General features: G+C 56.1%; 18 protein-coding genes. 10 read left to right on the forward strand and 8 right to left on the reverse strand.

What is annotated here, in order from left to right; all coding sequences use genetic code 11:
- The first annotated feature begins 11 nt into the window (after positions 1 to 11).
- Positions 12 to 497, forward strand: coding sequence for an L-2-amino-thiazoline-4-carboxylic acid hydrolase (locus WFN75_RS07015; RefSeq protein ID WP_040075631.1), 486 nt, complete (start codon positions 12 to 14; stop codon positions 495 to 497).
- Entirely contained in the window at positions 494 to 1,720 is a 1,227-nt protein-coding gene (locus tag WFN75_RS07020) for a Zn-dependent hydrolase (RefSeq protein WP_336995908.1), read from the forward strand. Before WFN75_RS07015 ends, WFN75_RS07020 begins: the two co-directional genes overlap by 4 nt.
- Before the next feature lie 74 nt (positions 1,721 to 1,794).
- On the opposite strand, the gene WFN75_RS07025 is transcribed toward WFN75_RS07020, so the two are convergent.
- Positions 1,795 to 3,285 carry an MFS transporter gene (locus tag WFN75_RS07025; RefSeq protein WP_327061770.1) on the reverse strand — a complete coding sequence of 497 codons (1,491 nt, stop codon included), beginning with the start codon at positions 3,283 to 3,285 and terminating at the stop codon, positions 1,795 to 1,797.
- A 116-nt stretch (positions 3,286 to 3,401) separates the two neighbouring features.
- Here WFN75_RS07025 and WFN75_RS07030 point away from each other — a divergent pair, with 116 nt between their 5' ends.
- The 6 genes from WFN75_RS07030 (at position 3,402) to narI (ending at position 12,293) form a co-directional block, all read left to right on the forward strand.
- Positions 3,402 to 3,977, forward strand: coding sequence for a TetR family transcriptional regulator (locus WFN75_RS07030; RefSeq protein ID WP_336995909.1), 576 nt, complete (start codon positions 3,402 to 3,404; stop codon positions 3,975 to 3,977).
- Between the two features lie 202 nt (positions 3,978 to 4,179).
- The gene (locus WFN75_RS07035) at positions 4,180 to 5,571 is read left to right on the forward strand and encodes a NarK family nitrate/nitrite MFS transporter (protein ID WP_040075627.1); all 1,392 of its coding nucleotides are present in this window, start codon (positions 4,180 to 4,182) and stop codon (positions 5,569 to 5,571) included.
- 68 nt (positions 5,572 to 5,639) lie between these two features.
- A complete protein-coding gene (locus WFN75_RS07040; protein WP_336995910.1) occupies positions 5,640 to 9,380 on the forward strand; it encodes a nitrate reductase subunit alpha in 3,741 nt (1,246 codons plus the stop codon).
- Positions 9,377 to 10,921 (forward strand): nitrate reductase subunit beta, encoded by a 1,545-nt coding sequence (gene narH / locus WFN75_RS07045; protein ID WP_336995911.1) that lies wholly within the window; start codon positions 9,377 to 9,379, stop codon positions 10,919 to 10,921. Before WFN75_RS07040 ends, narH begins: the two co-directional genes overlap by 4 nt.
- Entirely contained in the window at positions 10,921 to 11,616 is a 696-nt protein-coding gene (gene narW, locus WFN75_RS07050) for a nitrate reductase molybdenum cofactor assembly chaperone (RefSeq protein WP_212476029.1), read from the forward strand. The genes narH and narW overlap by 1 nt, the downstream gene beginning before the upstream one ends.
- Positions 11,613 to 12,293, forward strand: coding sequence for a respiratory nitrate reductase subunit gamma (narI, locus tag WFN75_RS07055; protein ID WP_212476028.1), 681 nt, complete (start codon positions 11,613 to 11,615; stop codon positions 12,291 to 12,293). Before narW ends, narI begins: the two co-directional genes overlap by 4 nt.
- A gap of 29 nt (positions 12,294 to 12,322) precedes the next feature.
- Here narI and nhoA read toward each other — a convergent pair whose 3' ends face one another.
- From nhoA to WFN75_RS07075, 4 genes are all read right to left on the reverse strand, one after another.
- Positions 12,323 to 13,168 (reverse strand): N-hydroxyarylamine O-acetyltransferase, encoded by an 846-nt coding sequence (gene nhoA / locus WFN75_RS07060; protein ID WP_336995912.1) that lies wholly within the window; start codon positions 13,166 to 13,168, stop codon positions 12,323 to 12,325.
- 73 nt (positions 13,169 to 13,241) lie between these two features.
- Entirely contained in the window at positions 13,242 to 14,861 is a 1,620-nt protein-coding gene (locus tag WFN75_RS07065; RefSeq protein ID WP_442913308.1) for an ABC transporter permease, read from the reverse strand.
- A gap of 74 nt (positions 14,862 to 14,935) precedes the next feature.
- On the reverse strand, positions 14,936 to 15,904 hold the full coding sequence (locus WFN75_RS07070) for an ABC transporter substrate-binding protein (protein ID WP_336995914.1): 969 nt from the start codon (positions 15,902 to 15,904) through the stop codon (positions 14,936 to 14,938).
- The gene (locus WFN75_RS07075) at positions 15,901 to 16,593 is read right to left on the reverse strand and encodes an ABC transporter ATP-binding protein (RefSeq protein WP_336995915.1); all 693 of its coding nucleotides are present in this window, start codon (positions 16,591 to 16,593) and stop codon (positions 15,901 to 15,903) included. Before WFN75_RS07075 ends, WFN75_RS07070 begins: the two co-directional genes overlap by 4 nt.
- Positions 16,594 to 16,728: 135 nt before the next feature.
- Here WFN75_RS07075 and WFN75_RS07080 point away from each other — a divergent pair, with 135 nt between their 5' ends.
- Complete coding sequence (locus tag WFN75_RS07080; protein WP_046885406.1) at positions 16,729 to 17,301, forward strand: flavin reductase family protein; 573 nt, start codon at positions 16,729 to 16,731, stop codon at positions 17,299 to 17,301.
- A gap of 165 nt (positions 17,302 to 17,466) precedes the next feature.
- On the opposite strand, the gene WFN75_RS07085 is transcribed toward WFN75_RS07080, so the two are convergent.
- The 3 genes from WFN75_RS07085 to WFN75_RS07095 all read right to left on the reverse strand — a co-directional run bounded on the left by WFN75_RS07085 (position 17,467) and on the right by WFN75_RS07095 (position 20,468).
- Entirely contained in the window at positions 17,467 to 17,736 is a 270-nt protein-coding gene (locus WFN75_RS07085) for a hypothetical protein (RefSeq protein WP_336995916.1), read from the reverse strand.
- A gap of 113 nt (positions 17,737 to 17,849) precedes the next feature.
- Positions 17,850 to 18,374, reverse strand: coding sequence for a hypothetical protein (locus tag WFN75_RS07090; RefSeq protein ID WP_336996228.1), 525 nt, complete (start codon positions 18,372 to 18,374; stop codon positions 17,850 to 17,852).
- A gap of 219 nt (positions 18,375 to 18,593) precedes the next feature.
- Positions 18,594 to 20,468, reverse strand: a complete 1,875-nt coding sequence (locus WFN75_RS07095; protein WP_336995917.1) for a YadA-like family protein — start codon at positions 20,466 to 20,468, stop codon at positions 18,594 to 18,596.
- A 375-nt stretch (positions 20,469 to 20,843) separates the two neighbouring features.
- Here WFN75_RS07095 and WFN75_RS07100 point away from each other — a divergent pair, with 375 nt between their 5' ends.
- Positions 20,844 to 21,176: a hypothetical protein gene (locus tag WFN75_RS07100; RefSeq protein WP_212476009.1), complete on the forward strand. Its 333-nt coding sequence runs from the start codon at positions 20,844 to 20,846 to the stop codon at positions 21,174 to 21,176.
- Positions 21,177 to 21,342: the final 166 nt, after the last annotated feature.

Here is a 21,342-nt window from a genome sequence, read left to right on the forward strand (position 1 = left end):
GAGGCAATGTGATGAGCAATAATAATGAGCTGGGTATTCTCGCCCGCCGCAAAATTGAAGCAGAAATTATTAAACCTATTTACGAAATCCTGGTGCGTGAGATAGGCAAAACGCGTGCGCAGGCGGTGATCGGCGAGGCCATTGAGCAGGCCGCGATCGATGCGGGAAAGTCGTTTGCCAGTAAAGAGCCGAACGGTGCGGATGTTAAGAGCTTTATCGCCCTGCAGTATCTTTGGGAAAAAGATAATGCGCTGGAGGTAAAAGTCATCGACGCCGATGACCAGCAGTACAACTACGACGTCACCCGCTGCCGCTACGCAGAGATGTATCACGAGATGGGGCTGGGAGAGATTGGTCATCTGCTGTCGTGCGCCCGCGATGAGAAATTTATCGTCGGCTATGCACCTGACGTGAAGCTGACCCGCACTACCACCATCATGCAGGGCGGCAAATGCTGTGACTTCCGTTACCGCAGCCAGAAAAAGGACAACGCATGATACGCATCGATGCGGCGCGACTCTGGTCCACGCTTGAAACGATGGCACACATCGGTGGAACCCCTGCCGGCGGCGTTACCCGTCTGGCCCTGAGCGAAGAGGATCGCATGGCGCGCACCCTTCTGCGCGACTGGGCTCTGGAGGCCGGATTCAGCTGTGATGTGGACAGCATGGGCAACATGTTCATTCGCCGCGCGGGCAAAAACCGCGCGCTCCCGCCGGTGATGACCGGTTCGCACGTGGATTCACAGCCACAGGGAGGCAATTACGACGGCATTTACGGTGTTCTCGCCGGGCTGGAGGTGCTACGTACGCTGAATGACAACCAGACGGAAACGGAACGCGATATCGTACTGGTGAACTGGACCAATGAAGAAGGCGCCCGCTTTGCCCCGGCAATGCTGGCCTCTGGCGTCTGGTCCGGACAACTTACGCAGGAGTTCGCTTACGCGCGGAGCGACAGCGCAAAAATCACCGTCCGCGAGGCGCTGGAAGCTATCGGTTACCGGGGCGAGCTGCCCGCCCGCGCGTTTCCGGTTCACGCCTGCTATGAGCTGCATATTGAACAGGGGCCGATCCTGGAAGATGAAGGCATAGATATCGGGCTGGTTCGCGCGGCGATGGGTCAGCGCTGGTTTACGCTCACCCTCGAAGGTTTTGCCGCACATGCGGGTACGACACCGATGCACAGCCGTCGGGATGCCCTCACCGCGTTTGCGGAGCTGGCGCTGCAGGTGGAGGCGATTGGTTATCAGCATGCGCCGGATGGGCGAGCGACTATCGGCATGGCGCAGGTCACCCCTAACTCCCGAAACGTGGTCCCTTCCCGCGTAGTGTGCAGCGTGGAGTTTCGTCATCCAGACAGCGAAGCACTGGCGGCAATGGAAGCGTCGCTGCGTCAGGCCGCTGAGGGGCTGGCGGCCCGCGGCGTGCAGGCTGATGTAGAACGCATTTTTGACTACGCCCCTATTACGTTTGACTCCGACTGTCTGGCACGCAGTGAAGCGGCGGTCACAGCGCTGGGGTATACGGCAAAACCGATGGTTTCCGGTGCCGGTCACGATACCTGTTACATCAGTAAAATCGCCCCGGCGAGTATGATCTTTATCCCCTGCGTTAAGGGCATCAGTCATAACGAGGAGGAGCGGATTTTACCGGCGTGGTCTGAGAAAGGGGCCAATGTGTTGCTGCATAGCCTGTTGAGTGCGGCACAGGAGTGTTAGTTTTGCACGGTCCCCGGCCACAGGCCGGGGAACCTTATTAAAACAAAAGCTAATAGTATGTTGTAACTAATAAGTTATGCCGAACGCGGTACCTTTGCCAGGCTAAACCAGATGCCAATGGCAAGTAACAGCAACATTCCGCCAGCACTCCCCAGCGCCACACTATGGGAGCTGATAAACGCCGTTTTCGCCGCCTGGATGACCGAATCCGCCAAGGCCGGTGGCAGTTCCTGCGCCACTTTTACCGCCTCGCCAATCGACGAGGAGGCCTGTTCTGCCACCCTGCTCTCCAGCCCCTGCGGTAAGGCAATCGCGGCGGAGAAACTGCGGGTAAGCAGCAAGCCAAACAGAGCAATGCCCAGACCGGCACCCAGTTCGTAGGACATGGTCTCGATGGCGCCTGCGGCCGCAGCCTTCTCCTTCGGCGCGGCGGCCATAATGGCCGAGGTCGATGCCAGCAAGGCGCTGGCCGCGCTGAACCCGAGCAATACCATTAAGCCCCAGGCCAGCCACTGCTGAGTGCTGAAATCAAGCATTGACAGGCCGATAAAGCTCAGCGCGCTCAGTCCCATTCCCCCGGCCGCAACGATACGTAGCCCAAGCTTACTCACCAGCACACCCGCAATCGGCCCGCTAAATCCGCTGGCCACCATCACCGGCAGCATAAACATGCCCGCGTCGAAGGGAGTAAAACCATGCACGAACTGAAGTTCCTGCGCCATCAATAGCTCAAATCCCACCAGCGCAATCATCGCCGTCATGGCCATCACCACCCCGCTCAGGATGATGCGGTGGCCGAAAAGACGCATATCGATCATGGGGATCGCGGCGCGCAGCTGGATGCGGACAAATATAAACAGCAGCATCGCCCCGATAAACAGCGTAGTGGCGACCATCCAGGGCGAGAGCGCCCCTTTCAGCGCGGTTTTGGCACTGAACACCAGCAACAGGATTGCCACTATCAACATAATGGCGTGGCTGATATTGAGCGGCTGCTCCGGGCGCCCCTGCTGCGGCGGCACCAGACGCGCCGTCAGGACCACCACAATCGCCACGATAGGAACGTTAATGAGAAAGACCGATCCCCAGTAAAAGTGTTCCAGCAATGCCCCACCAATCAGCGGCCCGAAGGCTGCGCCGCCTGACCCTACCGCGGCCCAGACGCCGAGGGCAATGTTGCGTTGACGCGCCTCGGTAAAGAGCGTGCGGATCCCGGCGAGGGTAGCCGGAATAATCATCGCCGCCCCTATCGCCAGGCTGGCACGCGCGGCAATCAGCCAGCCGGCAGAGCTGGACGCTGCCGCCCACAGGGAAGAGAGACCAAAGAGCACGCTGCCCAGCATTAACAGGCGTTTAAATCCGATACGATCGCCCAGGGCCCCCATTGGCAGCACCATACCCGCCATGACCAACGAATAAATATCGATGATCCACAGCAGTTCGTTGCCGCTGGCGCCCAGCGTCATGCTTAATGTCGGCGCCGCCACGTGCAGTACCGTGGCATCAATGGCCACAGGGATATAAACCAGCACGATTATCACTAACGCTAACCACTGACGAAACATAAATGTCCTTTTCATTACAAACCTGGACACATGTCCAGAAATGCGATCCTACGGAAAGCTGAATAACTGTCCAGCTTTTTGTTACACTCGTTGCGTCGCGATTGAGGGTGAACAGAATGGCCTATTTAAACAAGGATGAACGTCGGGAAGCGATCCTGCATGCCGCCATGCGTGTGGCATTAAGTGAGGGATTAACCAGCATGACGGTTCGACGTATCGCGGCCGAGGCCGACGTCGCCGCAGGCCAGGTCCATCACCATTTCGCCAGCATTGGTGAGTTAAAATCACAGGCTTTTATTCATCTTATCCGCGACCTGCTGGATGCAGAGGTGGTGCCCGCCGATGCCAGCTGGCACGACAAGCTTCACGCCATGCTGGGTAGCGACGACCGCCACTTTGAACCCTACATCCGTTTATGGCGTGAAGCGCAAATCCTTGCTGCCCGCGATGAAGAGATTAAAGGTGCTTATGTCCTGACGATGGAGATGTGGCACAAGGAGACGGTAGCCATTATTGCAGCGGGTGCAGATGAAAAAGTCTTTAATCTTCATGACACGCCAGAGAATATAGCCTGGCGATTGATAAGCCTGGTTTGCGGTTTAGACGGAATATATATGTTAAATATTGCCGGTATGGATGAAGCTGCATTTAATAAGCATCTTCATAAAGTCATTACTCTGGAATTATATTAAACCGCGTTACAAAATTATAATTTTACAATTAGTAACACTTAAGCAGACGCTTCTTAACCCTTCATTGCTCATGGATTCCCATTCTTATCTATCCTTTCAGACATATCCCAAAATTTCCTGATAATTCAAGAGAACAAACCTGCAGGCAACTGCCTGATTCCCGGTGCTTTTTCTGCTGTTTATGGACATTTAAGAGGGCGATATGTCACAACTTAATGAGAAAAATAATCATTATCTATTAAACAACTGGAAACCCGAAAACCCCGCCTTTTGGGAAAATAAAGGCAAACATATCGCCCGTCGTAATTTATGGATCTCCGTCAGTTGTTTACTTTTAGCCTTCTGCGTCTGGATGTTATTTAGCGCGGTGAGCGTAAACCTGAATAAGGTGGGTTTTAATTTCACCACCGATCAACTCTTTATGTTAACGGCCCTCCCTTCTCTTTCAGGCGCAATATTACGCGTCCCCTACTCCTTTATGGTGCCTATTTTTGGTGGTCGCTACTGGACGGTATTGAGCACCGTAATACTGATTGTTCCCTGCGTCTGGCTGGGCATTGCCGTACAGAATAACGCTACTCCGTACTGGGTATTTATTATTATCGCGCTGCTGTGTGGTTTCGCCGGGGCTAACTTTGCCTCCAGCATGGGCAACATCAGCTTCTTCTTCCCAAAAGCGAAACAGGGCAGCGCGCTGGGTATCAACGGCGGGCTGGGTAATTTGGGCGTGAGCGTCATGCAAATGGTCGCTCCGGTCGTGATATTCCTGCCGATGTTTACCTTCCTCGGCGTGCACGGCGTGCCGCAGGAGGACGGCTCTCTCCTGTCGCTGGCCAACGCGGCCTGGATATGGGTACCGCTGCTGGTGCTGGCAACCCTTGCTGCCTTTTTTGGCATGAACGATATCGCCAGTTCTAAGGCCTCGATTGCCAGTCAGTTACCGGTACTGAAACAGCCACACCTCTGGCTGTTAAGCCTGCTCTATCTTGCTACCTTCGGCTCGTTTATCGGCTTTTCCGCCGGTTTTGCGATGCTCTCTAAAACACAGTTCCCGGATGTGAATATTCTGCACCTCGCCTTCTTCGGGCCGCTGATTGGGGCGCTGGCGCGATCGGCCGGCGGCGTGGTCTCTGACAAACTCGGCGGCGTGCGCGTGACGCTGGTGAACTTTGTTCTGATGGCGATCTTCACCGCCCTGCTGTTCTTCACCCTGCCGGGCTCAGGCTCCGGCAACTTTACCGCCTTCTACATCGTCTTTATGGGACTGTTCCTCACCGCCGGGCTGGGCAGCGGATCGACCTTCCAGATGATCGCCGTCATCTTTCGGCAAATTACGATTTATAAAGTGAAATTGCGCGGCGGTAGTGAACAGCAGGCGCAACAGGAGGCCGTAACTGACACCGCTGCCGCGCTGGGCTTTATCTCCGCCATTGGCGCAGTCGGCGGGTTCTTCATTCCGAAGGCCTTCGGCACCTCGCTGGCAATGACCGGGTCCCCGGTAGGCGCGATGAAAGTGTTCCTCGTCTTTTACATCGTCTGTGTATTCATCACCTGGCTGGTGTATGGCCGCCGTCAAAAGCACATCAAATCATAAACATGCCATTAATTACGTTATGAGCAGTGTAACCACGGGGCGGGAGTCGCCCCGTCAGGAGAGACGTCATGAGTAAATTGTTGGATCGCTTCCGTTACTTCAAACAAAAAGGCGACAGTTTCGCCGATGGGCACGGACAGGTGTACCACACCAACCGTGACTGGGAGGACAGCTATCGTCAGCGCTGGCAGTTCGATAAGATTGTGCGATCCACCCACGGGGTTAACTGTACCGGCTCCTGTAGCTGGAAAATTTACGTTAAAAATGGCCTGGTGACCTGGGAGACCCAGCAGACCGACTATCCCCGCACCCGCCCCGACCTGCCTAACCATGAGCCGCGAGGCTGCCCGCGCGGTGCCAGCTACTCCTGGTATCTCTATAGCGCAAACCGCCTGAAGTACCCCCTGGTGCGCCGCGCCCTGATTGAACTCTGGCGTGAAGCGCTGGCGCAGCATGGCGACCCGGTGCTGGCCTGGGATGCCATCCAGAGCGACCCGGTGAAATGCCAGCGCTACAAACAGGCACGTGGGAAAGGCGGATTTATTCGATCGGGCTGGAAGGAGCTCAATCAACTGATTGCCGCCGCCAACGTCTGGACCATCAAAAACTACGGCCCCGACCGCGTGGCGGGGTTCTCGCCCATCCCGGCGATGTCGATGGTCTCCTACGCCGCCGGCACCCGCTATTTGTCATTGCTGGGCGGTACCTGTCTCAGTTTCTACGACTGGTATTGCGACCTTCCTCCCGCTTCGCCGATGACCTGGGGCGAGCAGACCGACGTGCCGGAATCGGCCGACTGGTACAACTCTGGCTACATCATCGCCTGGGGTTCCAACGTGCCGCAAACGCGTACCCCGGACGCCCACTTCTTTACCGAAGTGCGCTACAAAGGCACCAAAACCATCGCCATCACCCCCGATTTTTCGGAAGTGGCAAAGCTTAGCGATCAGTGGCTTGCCCCTAAACAGGGTACCGACAGCGCGCTGGCCATGGCGATGGGCCATGTCATTCTGAAAGAGTTCCACCTCGATAACCCCAGCGACTACTTCCTGAACTACTGCCGTCGCTACACCGACATGCCGATGCTGGTGATGCTCGATGAGCGTGAGGACGGGACCTATGTGCCAGGTCGGATGCTGCGCGCCTCGGACCTCGCCGACGGGCTGGGAGAGGCCAATAATCCGGAGTGGAAGACCGTTGCCTTTACCCTGGCCGGTGAACTGGTAGCGCCAAATGGCTCTATTGGCTTCCGCTGGGGAGAAAAAGGCAAATGGAACCTGGAACCGCTGGCGGCAGGCCAGGAGACGGAGCTGACACTCTCGCTGCTGATCACCCACGATCGCGTCGCGAACGTGGCGTTCCCCTACTTTGGCGGCAACGAAAATCCCCATTTCCGAAGCGTGAAGCAGGAGCCGGTGTTACTGCGCAAAGTCCCGGCAAAAACGCTGACTCTGGCAGACGGCACCACCAAACAGGTGGTCAGCGTCTATGACCTGGTGCTGGCCAACTATGGCCTCGACCGTGGGCTGGACGACAGCAATGCCGCCACCGATTACGCAGAGATCAAAGCTTACACCCCGGCCTGGGGCGAGCAGATCACCGGCGTGCCGCGCCACCATATCGAACAGATCGCCCGGGAATTTGCCGATACCGCCAATAAAACCCATGGCCGCTCGATGATCATTCTCGGCGCCGGGGTGAACCACTGGTATCACATGGATATGAACTACCGGGGGATGATCAACATGCTGGTCTTCTGCGGCTGCGTAGGCCAGAGCGGTGGCGGCTGGTCGCACTATGTGGGCCAGGAGAAACTGCGTCCGCAAACCGGCTGGCTGCCGCTGGCTTTTGCCCTGGACTGGAACCGTCCGCCGCGCCAGATGAACAGCACCTCCTATTTTTATAACCACGCCAGCCAGTGGCGCTATGAAAAGCTGACGGCGCAGGAGCTGCTCTCGCCGCTCGCGGACCCGGGGCAGTTTACCGGGCACCTGATCGACTTCAACGTCCGCGCCGAGCGCATGGGCTGGCTCCCCTCCGCCCCGCAGCTCAATCTCAATCCGCTGCATATCAAAGCCCGCGCCGATGCTGCCGGCATGACGCCGCAGGAGTACACCGTGCAGGGGCTAAAATCGGGCGACGTCCGCTTCGCCTGCGAGCAGCCGGATAACGGTAAAAACCATCCGCGTAACCTGTTCGTCTGGCGCTCTAACCTGCTGGGCTCCTCCGGTAAAGGCCACGAGTACATGCTGAAATACCTGCTGGGGACCGAGAGCGGGATTCAGGGCGAAGATCTGGGCTCGACGGATGATGTGAAACCGGAAGAGGTGGAGTGGCAGACCCCCGCCATCGAAGGGAAGCTTGACCTGCTGGTGACCCTCGATTTCCGCATGTCCAGCACCTGCCTGTTCTCGGATATTGTCCTGCCGACCGCCACCTGGTACGAGAAGGACGACATGAATACCTCGGATATGCATCCGTTTATTCACCCGCTTTCGGCCGCCGTTGACCCCGCCTGGGAGTCCCGCAGCGACTGGGAGATCTACAAAGGGCTCGCTAAAGTTTTCTCGGAAGTCTGCGTGGGCCATCTCGGTACCGAAACCGATGTGGTGCTGCAACCCCTGCAACACGACTCCCCGGCGGAGCTCTCGCAGCCCTTTGATATTCAGGACTGGCGCAAAGGCGAGTGTGAGCTGGTTCCCGGCAAGACTGCCCCCTCCATTGCGGTGGTGGAACGTAACTACCCGGAAACCTACGAGCGCTTCACCGCCCTCGGTCCGCTGCTGGATAAACTGGGCAACGGCGGGAAAGGCATTTCGTGGAATACCGAGAAAGAGATCGATTTCCTCGGCAAGCTGAACTACGTCAAGCTTGATGGCCCGGCGAAAGGCCGCCCGCGTATCGAAACCGCCATCGACGCTTCAGAGGTGATCCTCGCCCTCGCCCCGGAAACCAACGGCCAGGTTGCCGTGAAAGCCTGGGAAGCGCTGGGGCAGCTGACCGGACGGGATCATACCCACCTGGCGCTGAATAAAGAGGACGAAAAAATCCGCTTCCGCGATATTCAGGCGCAGCCGCGCAAGATTATCTCCAGCCCCACCTGGTCCGGCCTCGAGAGCGAACATGTCTCTTACAACGCCGGTTACACCAACGTCCATGAGCTGATTCCGTGGCGCACTCTCTCGGGTCGCCAGCAGCTTTATCAGGATCACCTGTGGATGCGCGCCTTCGGCGAAAGTCTGGTGGTTTATCGTCCGCCAATAGATACCCGTAGCGTGACGCACATGCGTGACATTCCGCCGAACGGCTTCCCGGAGAAAGCGCTGAACTTCCTGACGCCGCACCAGAAATGGGGCATCCACTCTACCTACAGCGAAAACCTGCTGATGCAGACCCTGTCGCGCGGTGGTCCGATTGTCTGGATAAGCGAAACGGATGCCCGGGAGTTGGGTATTGAGGATAACGACTGGATCGAGGCATTTAATGCCAACGGCGCCCTCACCGCTCGCGCCGTAGTGAGCCAGCGCGTGCCGCCGGGCATGACCATGATGTATCACGCCCAGGAGCGCATTCTGAACATTCCAGGTTCGGAAGTGACTGGCCGACGCGGCGGTATTCATAACTCAGTTACCCGCATCTGCCCGAAACCGACCCACATGATCGGCGGTTACGCGCAGTTGGCCTACGGCTTTAACTACTACGGCACCGTCGGGTCGAACCGCGATGAGTTCATCATGATCCGCAAAATGAAAAACATTAACTGGCTGGATGGTGAAGGTCGGGACCAGGTACAGGAGGCGAAAAAATGAAGATCCGCTCACAGGTTGGCATGGTACTGAACCTCGATAAGTGTATTGGCTGTCATACCTGCTCCGTCACTTGCAAAAACGTCTGGACCGGGCGTGAAGGGATGGAGTATGCCTGGTTTAACAACGTTGAGACCAAGCCGGGCATCGGCTACCCCAAAAACTGGGAAGATCAGGAGGAGTGGCAAGGTGGCTGGATCCGCGGTATCACCGGCAAGCTCACCCCCCGCCTCGGCGGCAAAATGGGGGTGCTGTCGAAAATCTTCGCCAACCCGGTCTTACCGCAGATTGACGACTATTACGAACCCTTCACCTTTGACTACCAGGATCTGCACCGCGCCCCGCAGGGGGAACACTTACCTACCGCCCGTCCACGCTCGCTGATTGACGGCAAGCGGATGGATAAAATCAAGTGGGGGCCAAACTGGGAAGAGCTGCTCGGCGGTGAGTTCGAAAAGCGCGCCCGCGACCGCAACTTCGACAAGATGCAGAAGGAGATGTACGGCCAGTTTGAAAACACCTTCATGATGTACCTGCCGCGCCTGTGCGAGCACTGCCTGAACCCAAGCTGCGTCGCCACCTGCCCCAGCGGCGCCATCTACAAACGCGAAGAAGATGGCATCGTGCTCATTGACCAGGATAAGTGCCGCGGCTGGCGTCTGTGCATCAGCGGCTGCCCGTACAAAAAAATCTACTTCAACTGGAAGAGCGGTAAGTCAGAAAAATGTATCTTCTGCTACCCGCGTATTGAATCCGGCCAGCCGACGGTCTGCTCAGAGACCTGTGTCGGGCGTATTCGCTATCTCGGCGTGCTGCTTTACGACGCGGATCGTATTGAGGAGGCGGCCAGCACCGAACATGTCACCGATCTTTATGAGCGCCAGTGCGATGTCTTTTTAGATCCGCACGATCCGGCGGTGATCGAAGAGGCCGTTAAGCAAGGTATTCCGCAGAACGTGATTGACGCTGCCCAGCGCTCGCCGGTTTACAAGATGGCGATGGACTGGAAGCTGGCCCTGCCGCTGCACCCGGAATATCGTACCCTGCCGATGGTCTGGTATGTGCCGCCGCTGTCACCAATTCAGTCCTACGCCGATGCGGGCGGCCTGCCCAAAACCGACGGCGTGCTCCCCGCCGTGGAGAGCCTGCGTATCCCGGTCCAGTATCTGGCAAATATGCTGAGCGCGGGCGATACCGGCCCGGTGCTGCGCGCCCTCAAGCGGATGATGGCCATGCGCCATTACAAACGTTCACAAACCGTGGAAGGCGTGACCGATACCCGCGCCATTGACGAGGTCGGGTTGACGGTCGAACAGGTGGAAGAGATGTATCGCTATCTCGCCATTGCCAACTACGAAGATCGCTTCGTGATCCCCACCAGCCACCGCGAAATGGCCCGTGATGCCTTCCCCGAGAAGAACGGCTGCGGCTTTACCTTCGGCGATGGCTGCCACGGCTCAGACACCAAATTCAACCTCTTCAACAGTAGCCGTATCGACGCCATCAATATTACCGAGGTGCGTGAACACGGGGAGGGAGAGTAATGCGGATTCTGAAAATCATTGCGCTGTTAATGGAGTATCCCGACGAGATGTTATGGGAGAACCGCGATGAGGCGTTAGATCTCATTGCCCAGGATGCCCCCACGCTGTTGCCCTTTACGCGAACCTATCTCAGCGCCCCGCTGCTGGACAGGCAGGCCGAGTGGTGCGAAGTGTTTGAACGTGGCCGGGCCACCTCGCTGCTGCTGTTTGAACATGTGCATGCGGAGTCGCGGGATCGCGGCCAGGCGATGGTCGACCTGATGGCGCAGTACGAAAAGGTCGGTCTGCAGCTGGATTGCCGGGAGCTCCCCGATTATCTGCCCCTTTATCTGGAGTATCTCAGTATTGTGGGCGAAGCGGAAGCGCGCGATGGGCTGCAGAACGTCGCCCCGATCCTGGCGCTGATTGGTGGGCGACTGAAGCAGCGCGACGTTGCCCATTATCAGCTGTTTGACGCTCTGCTACGACTGGCCGAAACCCGGCTTTCCAGCGATAGCGTAGCGGCACAGGTTGCCACCGAGAAGCGTGATGACACCCGTCAGGCGCTGGATGCGGTGTGGGAAGAAGAGCAGGTGAAGTTTATCGAAGACAACGCCACGTCGTGCGACAGTTCGCCGATGCAGCAATATCAACGACGCTTTAGCCAGGACGTTGCACCGCAGTACGTGGACGTCGGCGCCGGAGGCCCCAAATGACGCACTACCTGAACGTGTTTTTCTATGACATCTATCCCTATATTTGCGCCACCGTCTTCTTCCTCGGAAGCTGGCTGCGTTATGACTATGGTCAGTACACCTGGCGTGCCTCGTCGAGCCAGATGCTGAGCAAGCGCGGCATGAACTGGGCCTCTAACCTGTTTCATATCGGTATCCTGGGGATCTTCTTCGGCCACCTGTTCGGGATGCTGACCCCGCACTGGATGTACGCCTGGTTTTTACCTATCGCCGTGAAACAGCAGCTGGCCATGTTCGCCGGGGGCGTGTGCGGTGTGTTAACGCTGATTGGTGGGTCAATGCTGCTCTACCGCCGGCTGTTTAACCAGCGGGTGCGCGCCACCTCCACCACGCCGGACATCATCATCATGAGTATTTTACTGCTTCAGTGCATTCTGGGGCTGAGCACGATTCCCTTCTCCGCCCGTTTTCCGGACGGCAGCGAGATGATGAAACTGGTGGGCTGGGCGCAGGGTATCGTCACTTTCCGCGGCGGCTCATCGGAGATGCTTAACGGCGTGGACTTTATCTTCCGTGTGCATCTGGTGCTGGGGATGACCATTTTCCTGATCTTCCCCTTCACTCGTCTGGTGCATGTGTGGAGCGCGCCGTTTGAATATTTCACCCGCCGGTATCAGGTGGTGCGGTCACGGCGTTAATTTATTCGGGTGGCGTCGCCGCCACCCGGCTATTTCCCTGCCTGCGGATGCGTCTCAAACCCCGCCATCACCGCCGTCAGCTCGGCCAGTGAAAAACCGTTTTTCGGATCAGATACCCCCAGCCCAAACTGCTCCTGCAATACCTGATACAGCTCGGCGGCATCGGCGAGATGACGCTGCTCAACCGCCAGCGCCCCCTGCCAGCGGGTGAAATTAAAATTGGTTAAGGTCAGTTTGCCCCCCTCGGGCAGGTGTCGGCACATCAGCAGGTGATGGCGAAAGTGCGATTGCGGCCAGTGAGCAGACCAGAAATTGCCCATTACATAGTCATTGAAATGCTGCTCTGCGAGATCGAACTGGTACATCGACTGCCAGCGATCGTGATGGTGAACCTGTAAGGCCCAGTTATCCCCCTCGTTCTGCAGGCGGTACATGCCGTGCGGCGTGGGCTGCTCCAGGTCGGCAATCAGGCGAACCGGCGCGGTCAACGTCTGGCCGCCAAAGCCCACGTCGGCAATCCAGCGTTCGCCGTTTAGCTCAACCAGCAACAGTCGGTGGGTACGCGGCGGCATCTGCGGCGGATTCGCCAGCACCACGCGGCCCAGCAGGCTGCGGACCGTAAAACCCACCTCACGCAGCACGCGCTCGAAGAGTCCGTTCTGCTCAAAGCAGTACCCACCGCGACGGGCGGTAACCAGTTTGTCTTGCACGCTCTCCTCGTCGAGCTGGATCTCGCGTGGCAACACCACGTCAAGATTCTCAAACGGGATGCTGCAATTATGGTGGAGATGCAGCCCGCGCAGGGTGTCGATATTCGGGGTCGCGGGCTGTTGCCAGCCCGTGCGGGCGAAATACGCAGTCAGAAATGGAGACATAGTGAACTTCCTTGCAATGATGTTCCCTGTTTATAAACTATTTTTGCGTCGCCACCTGCGTAAAAGTGCTTTTTTAGCGCCCCGTCGTGCGCTGCATGATACCCAGCGCGCTCAGCATCAATATCAGTCCGGTCACTAACGTCAGGGTGGCCATCGCCATTCCCTGCCCAATCGAGCCTTGTTCGAACTGGCGCCAGATAAAGACCGAGACGGTCTGCGTCCCCGCCGGGGCCAGTAATAGCGATGTCACCAGCTCGCGAGAGGCAATGGCGAAGACCATCAACATCGCCGCCAGCATGGCCGGTGACACCAGCGGTATCACGATAAAACGTAGCGCCTGCAGTGCCGATGCGCCGTGTACCCGCGCCGCCGGTTCGAGATTACCACCCAGCTGGCGCAGTGCACTGCCAATGTAGCGGACCGGCCACGGCAATAGCAGGCAGCAGTAAGAGAGCAGCAGTATGACCCAGCTGTTATAAGGTGATAGCGGCCAGAAGGTGCGGTTCCACAGTAAAATAAGCCCCACGCCCACCACAATCCCTGGCAGCGCGGCGGGCATCAGGGATAACGCATCCACCAGCGCCCGGCCTCTGATTTTTTGCACCACCACCAACCAGGCGGCTAGCAGCCCCAGTAGCCCGGTAATGCACGCCGTTCCCAGCGCCAGCGACAGGCTGGTACCCAGCGCAGCCAGGGCATCTCCCTGCTGGCTAAAGAGTGCCGCGTAATGTGACAACGTCACGTTATCCGCAGTGACACCCGCCGATAAGGTGCCGAGCACGCCTGAAAGCGCCATCGAGGCCGCGGGCAGCACCACAGCAATCAGCCCAATCAGCCCCATCAGCACGACGACGGGTAATATAAAGATCCCGGCCTCCGCCCCTCTGTTCTCTGTCGGCTTACCCGTAACGCTGGTTACGTCGTGCTGCCCCGTTAGCTTTTTCTGCAACGCCCAGGCGCAGAGCGCGATCGCCACCAGTACCACGGACAACATCGATGCCCCCGAGAGATCGATAGGCCAGTCGGCCAGCTTTTTCTCGATATCGGTGGTCAGCATCAACACCCCTGCCCGCGTGCCCAGCGCCGCCGGCACGCCGTACTCTTCGATCGCCAGCGTAAACGAGAGCAGCATGCCTGCCGCCAGCGCCGGTGAAAGCAAGGGCAGCGTGATATGCCAGAAGGCCCGCCCTGCGCTGGCACCATGCACCCGCGCAACCCACGCCAGCCGCTGCCCGCTGGCCAGCAGACTGCGCGAGACGGCAAAATAGACTACCGGGAAGATATTGAGCGCCATCACCAGCACAATACCGGTTTTACTGAACAGCAGGTCGTTCAGATTGACACCCGTTAACTGTTGCAGGTAGCCATTACTCTGCAGGACCAGCATCCATGACAAGGCCGCGATATAGGGCGGTGTTAAAAAGGGGATCAGGAAGAGCAGATCCCACAGGCGCGGCAGCGGCAACGTCAGTAGCCCGCGCGCGACCCCGAGCGGAAAACCAATCAGCGCGCTGACCAGCGCCACGCCCAGGGCGATCTGCAGAGTTCCCCCCAGCATCCCCGGGAGCTGCGGCTCGGCCAGCAGTTGACGTACGCCACTAAAGGCGGCCGAAAAAGAGCCGGCGCTAAATTGCGGGAATACCGCCTGTAGCACAATAAACAGTAGCGGAAGCGCCACCAGTACCATCAGCATGGCCAGCGTCGCCCCTGAAAGAAAGGAGTGTTTCACACGCGATCCTGAAGACGGGGTTGCCCCCGTCGGAAAAGTTACAGAGAGAAGAGCGTGTTAAAACGCTTCAGAATGGCGCTGCGCTCGCTGCTGCCGTCGCTTTTGGTCGGCAGGATATTCAGTTCGTTCAGCAGCGGGCGTTTCGCCTTGATGTCTTCGCGGGCTGGCATCAACCAGGCGTCGGCCACCATCGCCTGGCCTTCCGGCGACAACACATAATCAACGAAGGCTTTGGCGTCATCCGCATGCGGGGTTGATTTGAGGATCATCATCGGGCGTGGGGCAATCACCGTGCCGCTGGCCGGGAAGATCACCTTCAGGGATTCCCCCTGGTGAATGTTGCCGTAAGAGACGTAATCCACCGCGCCAAATACCGCCGCTTTTGCCCCCTGCATCACTGGGGTGACCGCCTGAGCGTTCGGGCCGCTCACCACCATGCCGTTCTTCTTCAGGTTATCAAATAGCGACCAGGCCTTATCGCCCATCCCATTTTGTAACCCGATCAGCAGATCGAGAGAGGCGCCTGACAGCGCCGGGTCTGGCGTCGTCACTTTATCTTTGAAGGCGCCGGTGGTCAGGTCCAGCCACTCCTTCGGCTCCGGGGTGCCGCTTTTGGTGTTCCAGACGATGCCCAGCGCCGATACCCCCTGGGCCACGAAATCAGTAGATTTCAGGTCGGCGGGCACATGTTCAGCGTTGGCACTCTGGTACGGCAACAGCCAGCCGCGGTTATGCAGATCTTCCGCCGTATCCCAGGAGGCGGAGATCAGAATGTCGGCCTGCGGGTTGGCCTGCTCCGCTTCGAGGCGCGCCATCACTTTACCGGTAGTGGCCTGGAAGATATCCACCTTCACGCCGGTTTTCTTTTCGAAGCCGCTTGCAAGGTTCTTCGCCAGCGATCCCGGCCCGGCGGTATAGAGGGTGAGCGCGTGGGCGCTCGACATCATGACGGACGATAATGCCATGGCTACCAGCACTCCTTTTTTTACGGACAGTGTAATTTTCATGCAAACTCCCCTGAGGATTGAATCAAACGATCGGCAGCGACGCTGCCAGCAGAAAGGTGCACGATGCGATCGGCCAGAATCTCGGCTTCACGGCGGTCATGCGTAACGTAAACGGCGGTGGTGCCAAGCTGGCGCAGTAGCGACGCCATCTCCAGGCAGAGAGATTCGCGCAGTTCGCTATCGAGGTTGGAGAGCGGCTCGTCAAAGAGCAGTACCCGGGGTTCGGCGACAATGGCGCGGGCCAGGGCGACGCGCTGCTGCTGCCCACCGGAGAGCCCGGCGGGTTTGCGGTCGGCAAAGTCGGCCAGACCCACGCGTCGTAAAGCCTGCGCGACGCGATCGTCACGCGCGCTGCCTGAGACATTGCGCATCTTCAGTGGAAACGCCACGTTCTGCGCCACCGTCATATGGGGCCAGAGCGCGTAGTCCTGGAAGACCATGCCGATATCGCGGGCCTCGGGCGGTAACGACCAGCCCGCCCTCGCCACCTGACGATCGCCGAAATGGATATCGCCCTGCAGCGGGTGGGTTAACCCGGCCAGCAGACGTAACAGCGTGCTTTTTCCACAGCCCGAGGGTCCGAGCAGCGCAATCACGCTACCCGCCTCGATGTGCAGATCGATTTGGTTTAATACGGTATTCGCGCCAAACGCGTACGAGACGCCTTTGAGCGTGATGGGGGTGAGCATATTGTTATCCTCTTTGGGATTTAGTGCCGTCACTGTAGGGGGGCTATGTGACGAAACCATGAACAAAATGTTGCGTATTGATTTTGTCTGCGCTTCAGAGGTTTAATGGCCTGGCGCTAATACTGAGGAGTTGTTATGAGCCACTTTCGCCCCGTCGAGTTAAAACATGCCAGCCGTCTGCTGAACCACGGCCCTACGGTGCTGATCACCAGCCGGGATGAGCAGATTGATCGACGTAATGTTATGGCGGCCGCCTGGTCGATGCCGGTCGAGTTTGAACCGCCGCGTATCGCCATCGTGGTGGATAAAAGCGCCTGGTCTCGCGAGCTGATTGAGCGCAGCGGCATGTTTGGCATTGTGGTGCCGGGCGTTGCTGCCGCTAACTGGACCTACGCGGTGGGTAGCGTCAGCGGGCGGGATGAAGATAAATTTAACTGCTACGGGATCCCGGTTATCAACGGCCCGGTGCTGGGGCTGCCGGTCGTTGAAGAGAAGTGTCTGGCGTGGATGGAGTGTCGGCTATTACCGGTGACCTCCGCCGCCGAGAAATATGACACCCTGTTTGGCGAAGTGGTGGCCGCGGCCGCAGATGAACGGGCGTTTGTCGCCGGACGCTGGCAGTTTGATGAGGATAAGCGCAATACGCTGCATCACCTGGGCGCAGGGACCTTTGTGACCAGCGGCAAGATGGTGAAGGCGGCGGAGTAAGCGCTGGGCCCTGCTAAACCCTCAGCATGTTGCTTGCGAAGCGACTGTGACTTTATCAATAAGGTGCCCGGGCCTTATTGCAAATGGCACGTCGACGCCCGCCATTGTCACCAACTTTACAGCAACGTCATTATTCAGGGTGATAACCGTACCGGGTTACTGCCCTTAGTGGTCGGAGTTTAAACAGAACAGTTTACAGAATCCAATAATCCTTTCTAAATGCGGTAACGTCTGCTGAGTGATAATATGCCACTCTTCAAAAGTGAGCTGGCCATGCCATTCCGTTATATTCTTGCCTTTAAAGAAAAAGGACAAGCCATTGAAACAGTGGCGCTCATTGGTGCCCTCTTCAAGATTTCCACTTTCAATGAGACGTTGCAGTAACTCACCGGCTTCAGTGATTATCGAAAGATGTTCAGCGGTAAGTTTTGGCATGGCAGAGAGTTCGTTAGCAGTTAATAGTAAATAATCCCTGAATCTATAATAAAGTTACGTTCAGGCTTCAGGGAATGAATTAATAGCGTGGCGGTGAGAGGCCTGTTAAATAGTCATTTCAACCAGCCCTTAATCACTCTGTTATCAATAAGATTAGCCTTGCCATTTTTATAAATAACCACCTGATATAGCCCCTGAGAATAAACCTGTGCCTGTTTAGTAGATTCATCCAGTGCGGCAGGTTTCCCATCAACATACACTAAGCCATCTGCATGACGCGCGACCGTGACGTCAAAACCAGACCATGTACGGGGTTTTACGGCGAGGGTATGTTCACTTGTCGGTGCACAGGCCTCATACTCTTTCACCTGTTGCGGGGTAAGTTGTAGCCCCTGAGCGTGGAAATTGCGGAGATCTTTACAACTGGTTTTATGAGCCCGCTGCGCATATTGTTTAGCCGCGTTTTCTAAAGCCTGTTTTTCTGCGGCTGCGTTGATAGTGGCACGTTTATTCTGTTCTGCAAGATAACAAGCATCGCGTGAAATACCTTGTGCTTCACATTGTGCAATTTTGTCAGCCTGAGAAGAGCAGCCGGCCAGTAATAAGCCTGCAATTAATGAGAGGTTTTTACAGTTCATCATTATAGTAGCCCTGAATAAGTTACATTCGTTGTTTATATCCGGTTCTCGCCCATGTCAGTGAACAAACAGCGAGAAGCTTAATGTCAATTTTATACTGCGTTAGGTCACGTACTCTTTGCTGCGCGGTAAAGGAATAATTCTTCGGTTACTCCACAAAACATCACTATCAAACATCCCTCCCCCAGCTTGCATAAACAGGAATATGCCATCGGAAGGTTACCAGCCGATGGACATGCCTGCCCCATAACCAATATTGGACGCGGTGTCATCTGAGACGGTAGCTTTCATGGTGATACGTTGAGAAAGACGGGCAGAAAAGCCGACAGCGACGGCAGACTCACCGTCATAGCCGCCTACGCCAGCCCCTACTGCAAAAGATTGCATTTGTAGAACCTGAGGAATATTGCTCATTGCCATTGCGCCGGAAACGCCTGCCGAAGCTTGTTTCTTATTCTCATTAACCTGACTTTTCAGGTTGCTAAAATTGCTGTTCAGCTTGTTAAGCTGCTGGGTGTTGCTGGCTACCTGTGACTGTGTAGAGCGGAGCGCTGCGTGGTCAGCATTCACTACTCCGGTTTCTCTCTGCTGGCTCGTTGCCAGAGTTTTAATCTGCGTGCCGTAATAAGCAGATTGCACCTGCTGCTGTTTCGCCAGTTGAGTAACCTTATCCTCTGTCGCGGCGACGGTATTATGATTAATGGCGATCTCTTTTGCCTGGCCGGCGTCAGGCTTAGGCGTCGGGATTGCATCAATTGCAGTTTTCACCGTGGCCTGGGTTTCGGCCTGCTGCTTAGCGTGCAACATCCCCTGAACGCGGTCACTGTTTATCATTGCAATCTGTTTAGCTGTCCCCTCAGCAGCTGCGGAGGTGTTAGTTATCGCAGTAGCATTCTCATTGATCGCCATGGCGTTGGACTGAATGGCACGGGTGTTGTTATCGGTTTTAACCGTGCTGCTGCTAAGCTGGGCGCTTACCTGATTCAGGCTCGTCTTCATCGAAGTCAGGTTGGACTGCGTCAGCGTAATGTCTTGCTTATTAGCGGTAATATTGTCCTGATTCTGCTTAATGAAGGTACTTTGTTGCTGCAGGGTATGTAATGCCGAATCAGCGTTACGCTGGGCATGGTGAAGTGCTGAATCCTGAGCACTATCCTTCAGGGTTTGTGCAGAGGCGTTAGCTTGAATAGTTTGGCTATTGGTCGTCGCCAAATGCTCGGCACGATCTGCTGTGGTCTGAACTGCGCTTGTGTCACGCTGAACGTTTTTCACATCATCCTGGAGGGACGTAATGGAAAGCGCGTGCGAATCAATACGCTGCGTGTTAGTTGTCACCGCCTGCCGGGTGGAATCTATAGCCGCTTTGTTAGCGTCGATATCAATCTGAGCAACCATAATTGCATGGTGAGCGTCAGCAACCTTTGTGTTTGTCCAGGCCGCATTCTGCTCTGTTTTTGCAATAACACTGTCTTGCAAAGTATCACGGCTAGCCTGAACCGCTACAGGGTCTGCGTGCTGTGACGCGGTGCGATCAATATTGGCCTGCAGGAGGGCTCTACCCTGCTCCGCCTGCAGTTGATGGAAGTGGTTAACCTGGGCAGCTTTCAGGGCTGCTTTCTGGCTTGCAGTACGATCAATATTGGCCTGAATAAGTGGGGAAAAGCTGGCGGCTGGGATTTCTGAGTTCGATGCTGCGGGTTTTGAACCTGCTAATTCCGGGTTTGTCAGCGGCGTTTTGTCTACATCACTGCCACTATTGCCAGGGTTCTCATTATCCGCGAAGGACGTTTTAGCAATGCTCTTCGCGGGGGCTGCTGATGAATCTGCTGAAAGAGGTTTGATAAATTCCAGATTCATCAGCTGGTGCGTTTCTTGATTCCAGGGATGGTTGCCAGACAGCTGATTATTCGCCTCCTGTAGCGTGGCGGCACGGTAAGTGTTTTCCAGAATCCAGGACGCATGCGTCGCGATTTCAGGGTGTGCCAGGAAATAAGCATCCGCCGCCAGTCTATCTGTACCCTGCAGATCAGCAAACGCAGGTGCACATACCGCACTGATAACCACAGCCATAATGGATTTGTCTAACCGTTTCATCTCTTAATTTCTCTTGAAAATTTATACGTAACATTGGAAGAAACGGTTCTTTAAGTTTCATATTAATGTTTCTTAAAGAACTCATTGACGTTCCTTTTCGAAATGAAAATACCTCCGAAAAAATGTGATGTAAAGCGGTTACATTCGCCTGATAGTTCATATTAGTTATAATTGAAACGAAATTATGTTTACATGAGAAACAAAAGGAAGCGCAAATTCATAGCGTTTCTATCTAAGAAACAGCAAAGACTTGTTTTATTTAGCAAATAAAGCGCTGTTTATAGCCCATGGCTGAATGTGATTCTCAAAAGTGCTAAAATACGTTTCTTTGATAAATCTCAATTTTTAAAGAGTGCATCCGTAAGGGCGTTTGATATGAACGAGTTTGAAAAGATCTTCAACGATCTGGGGATAGACAAGGGCTTGCTACCTATTTTGTTTCGTTCGAACAGGTCTGTGATACATAAATACCTAAGCGGCGAGAGCACAGCCCCCGCATCAGCGTTATCGCTGTTATTGTTGATAGAGTTGATTGAAAAGCGAAATCCCGAACTTCTGGATGAATGGGCGGTACTGTCAGATTTTCAGGTTCCTCGCGAGGTCTATTTGGAGCAGCCTGATTATTACAAGGGCTGGACCTGGGCGACTCATAAGCTACATCCGAAAGTGCTTGAGTTCCTGCGGGCACGGCACCCGGAGATCGAATGACGAAGCGGAGCAAATGGCCCCGTTTCGTGGAATAGCCATTGAGAAATGGTGATGATTGTTGCGAAGAACGTAGCAGATCTTGTTCTGACTGGCGCATCCCTGCGCCCATGCCAGTTCTATGAACATAACGGGTGACGAACCGTCAACGTGAAAAAAGCACGTTGTC

It is taken from the genome of Leclercia sp. UBA7405 (assembly GCF_037152215.1).
Classification (GTDB): domain Bacteria; phylum Pseudomonadota; class Gammaproteobacteria; order Enterobacterales; family Enterobacteriaceae; genus Enterobacter; species Enterobacter pneumoniae.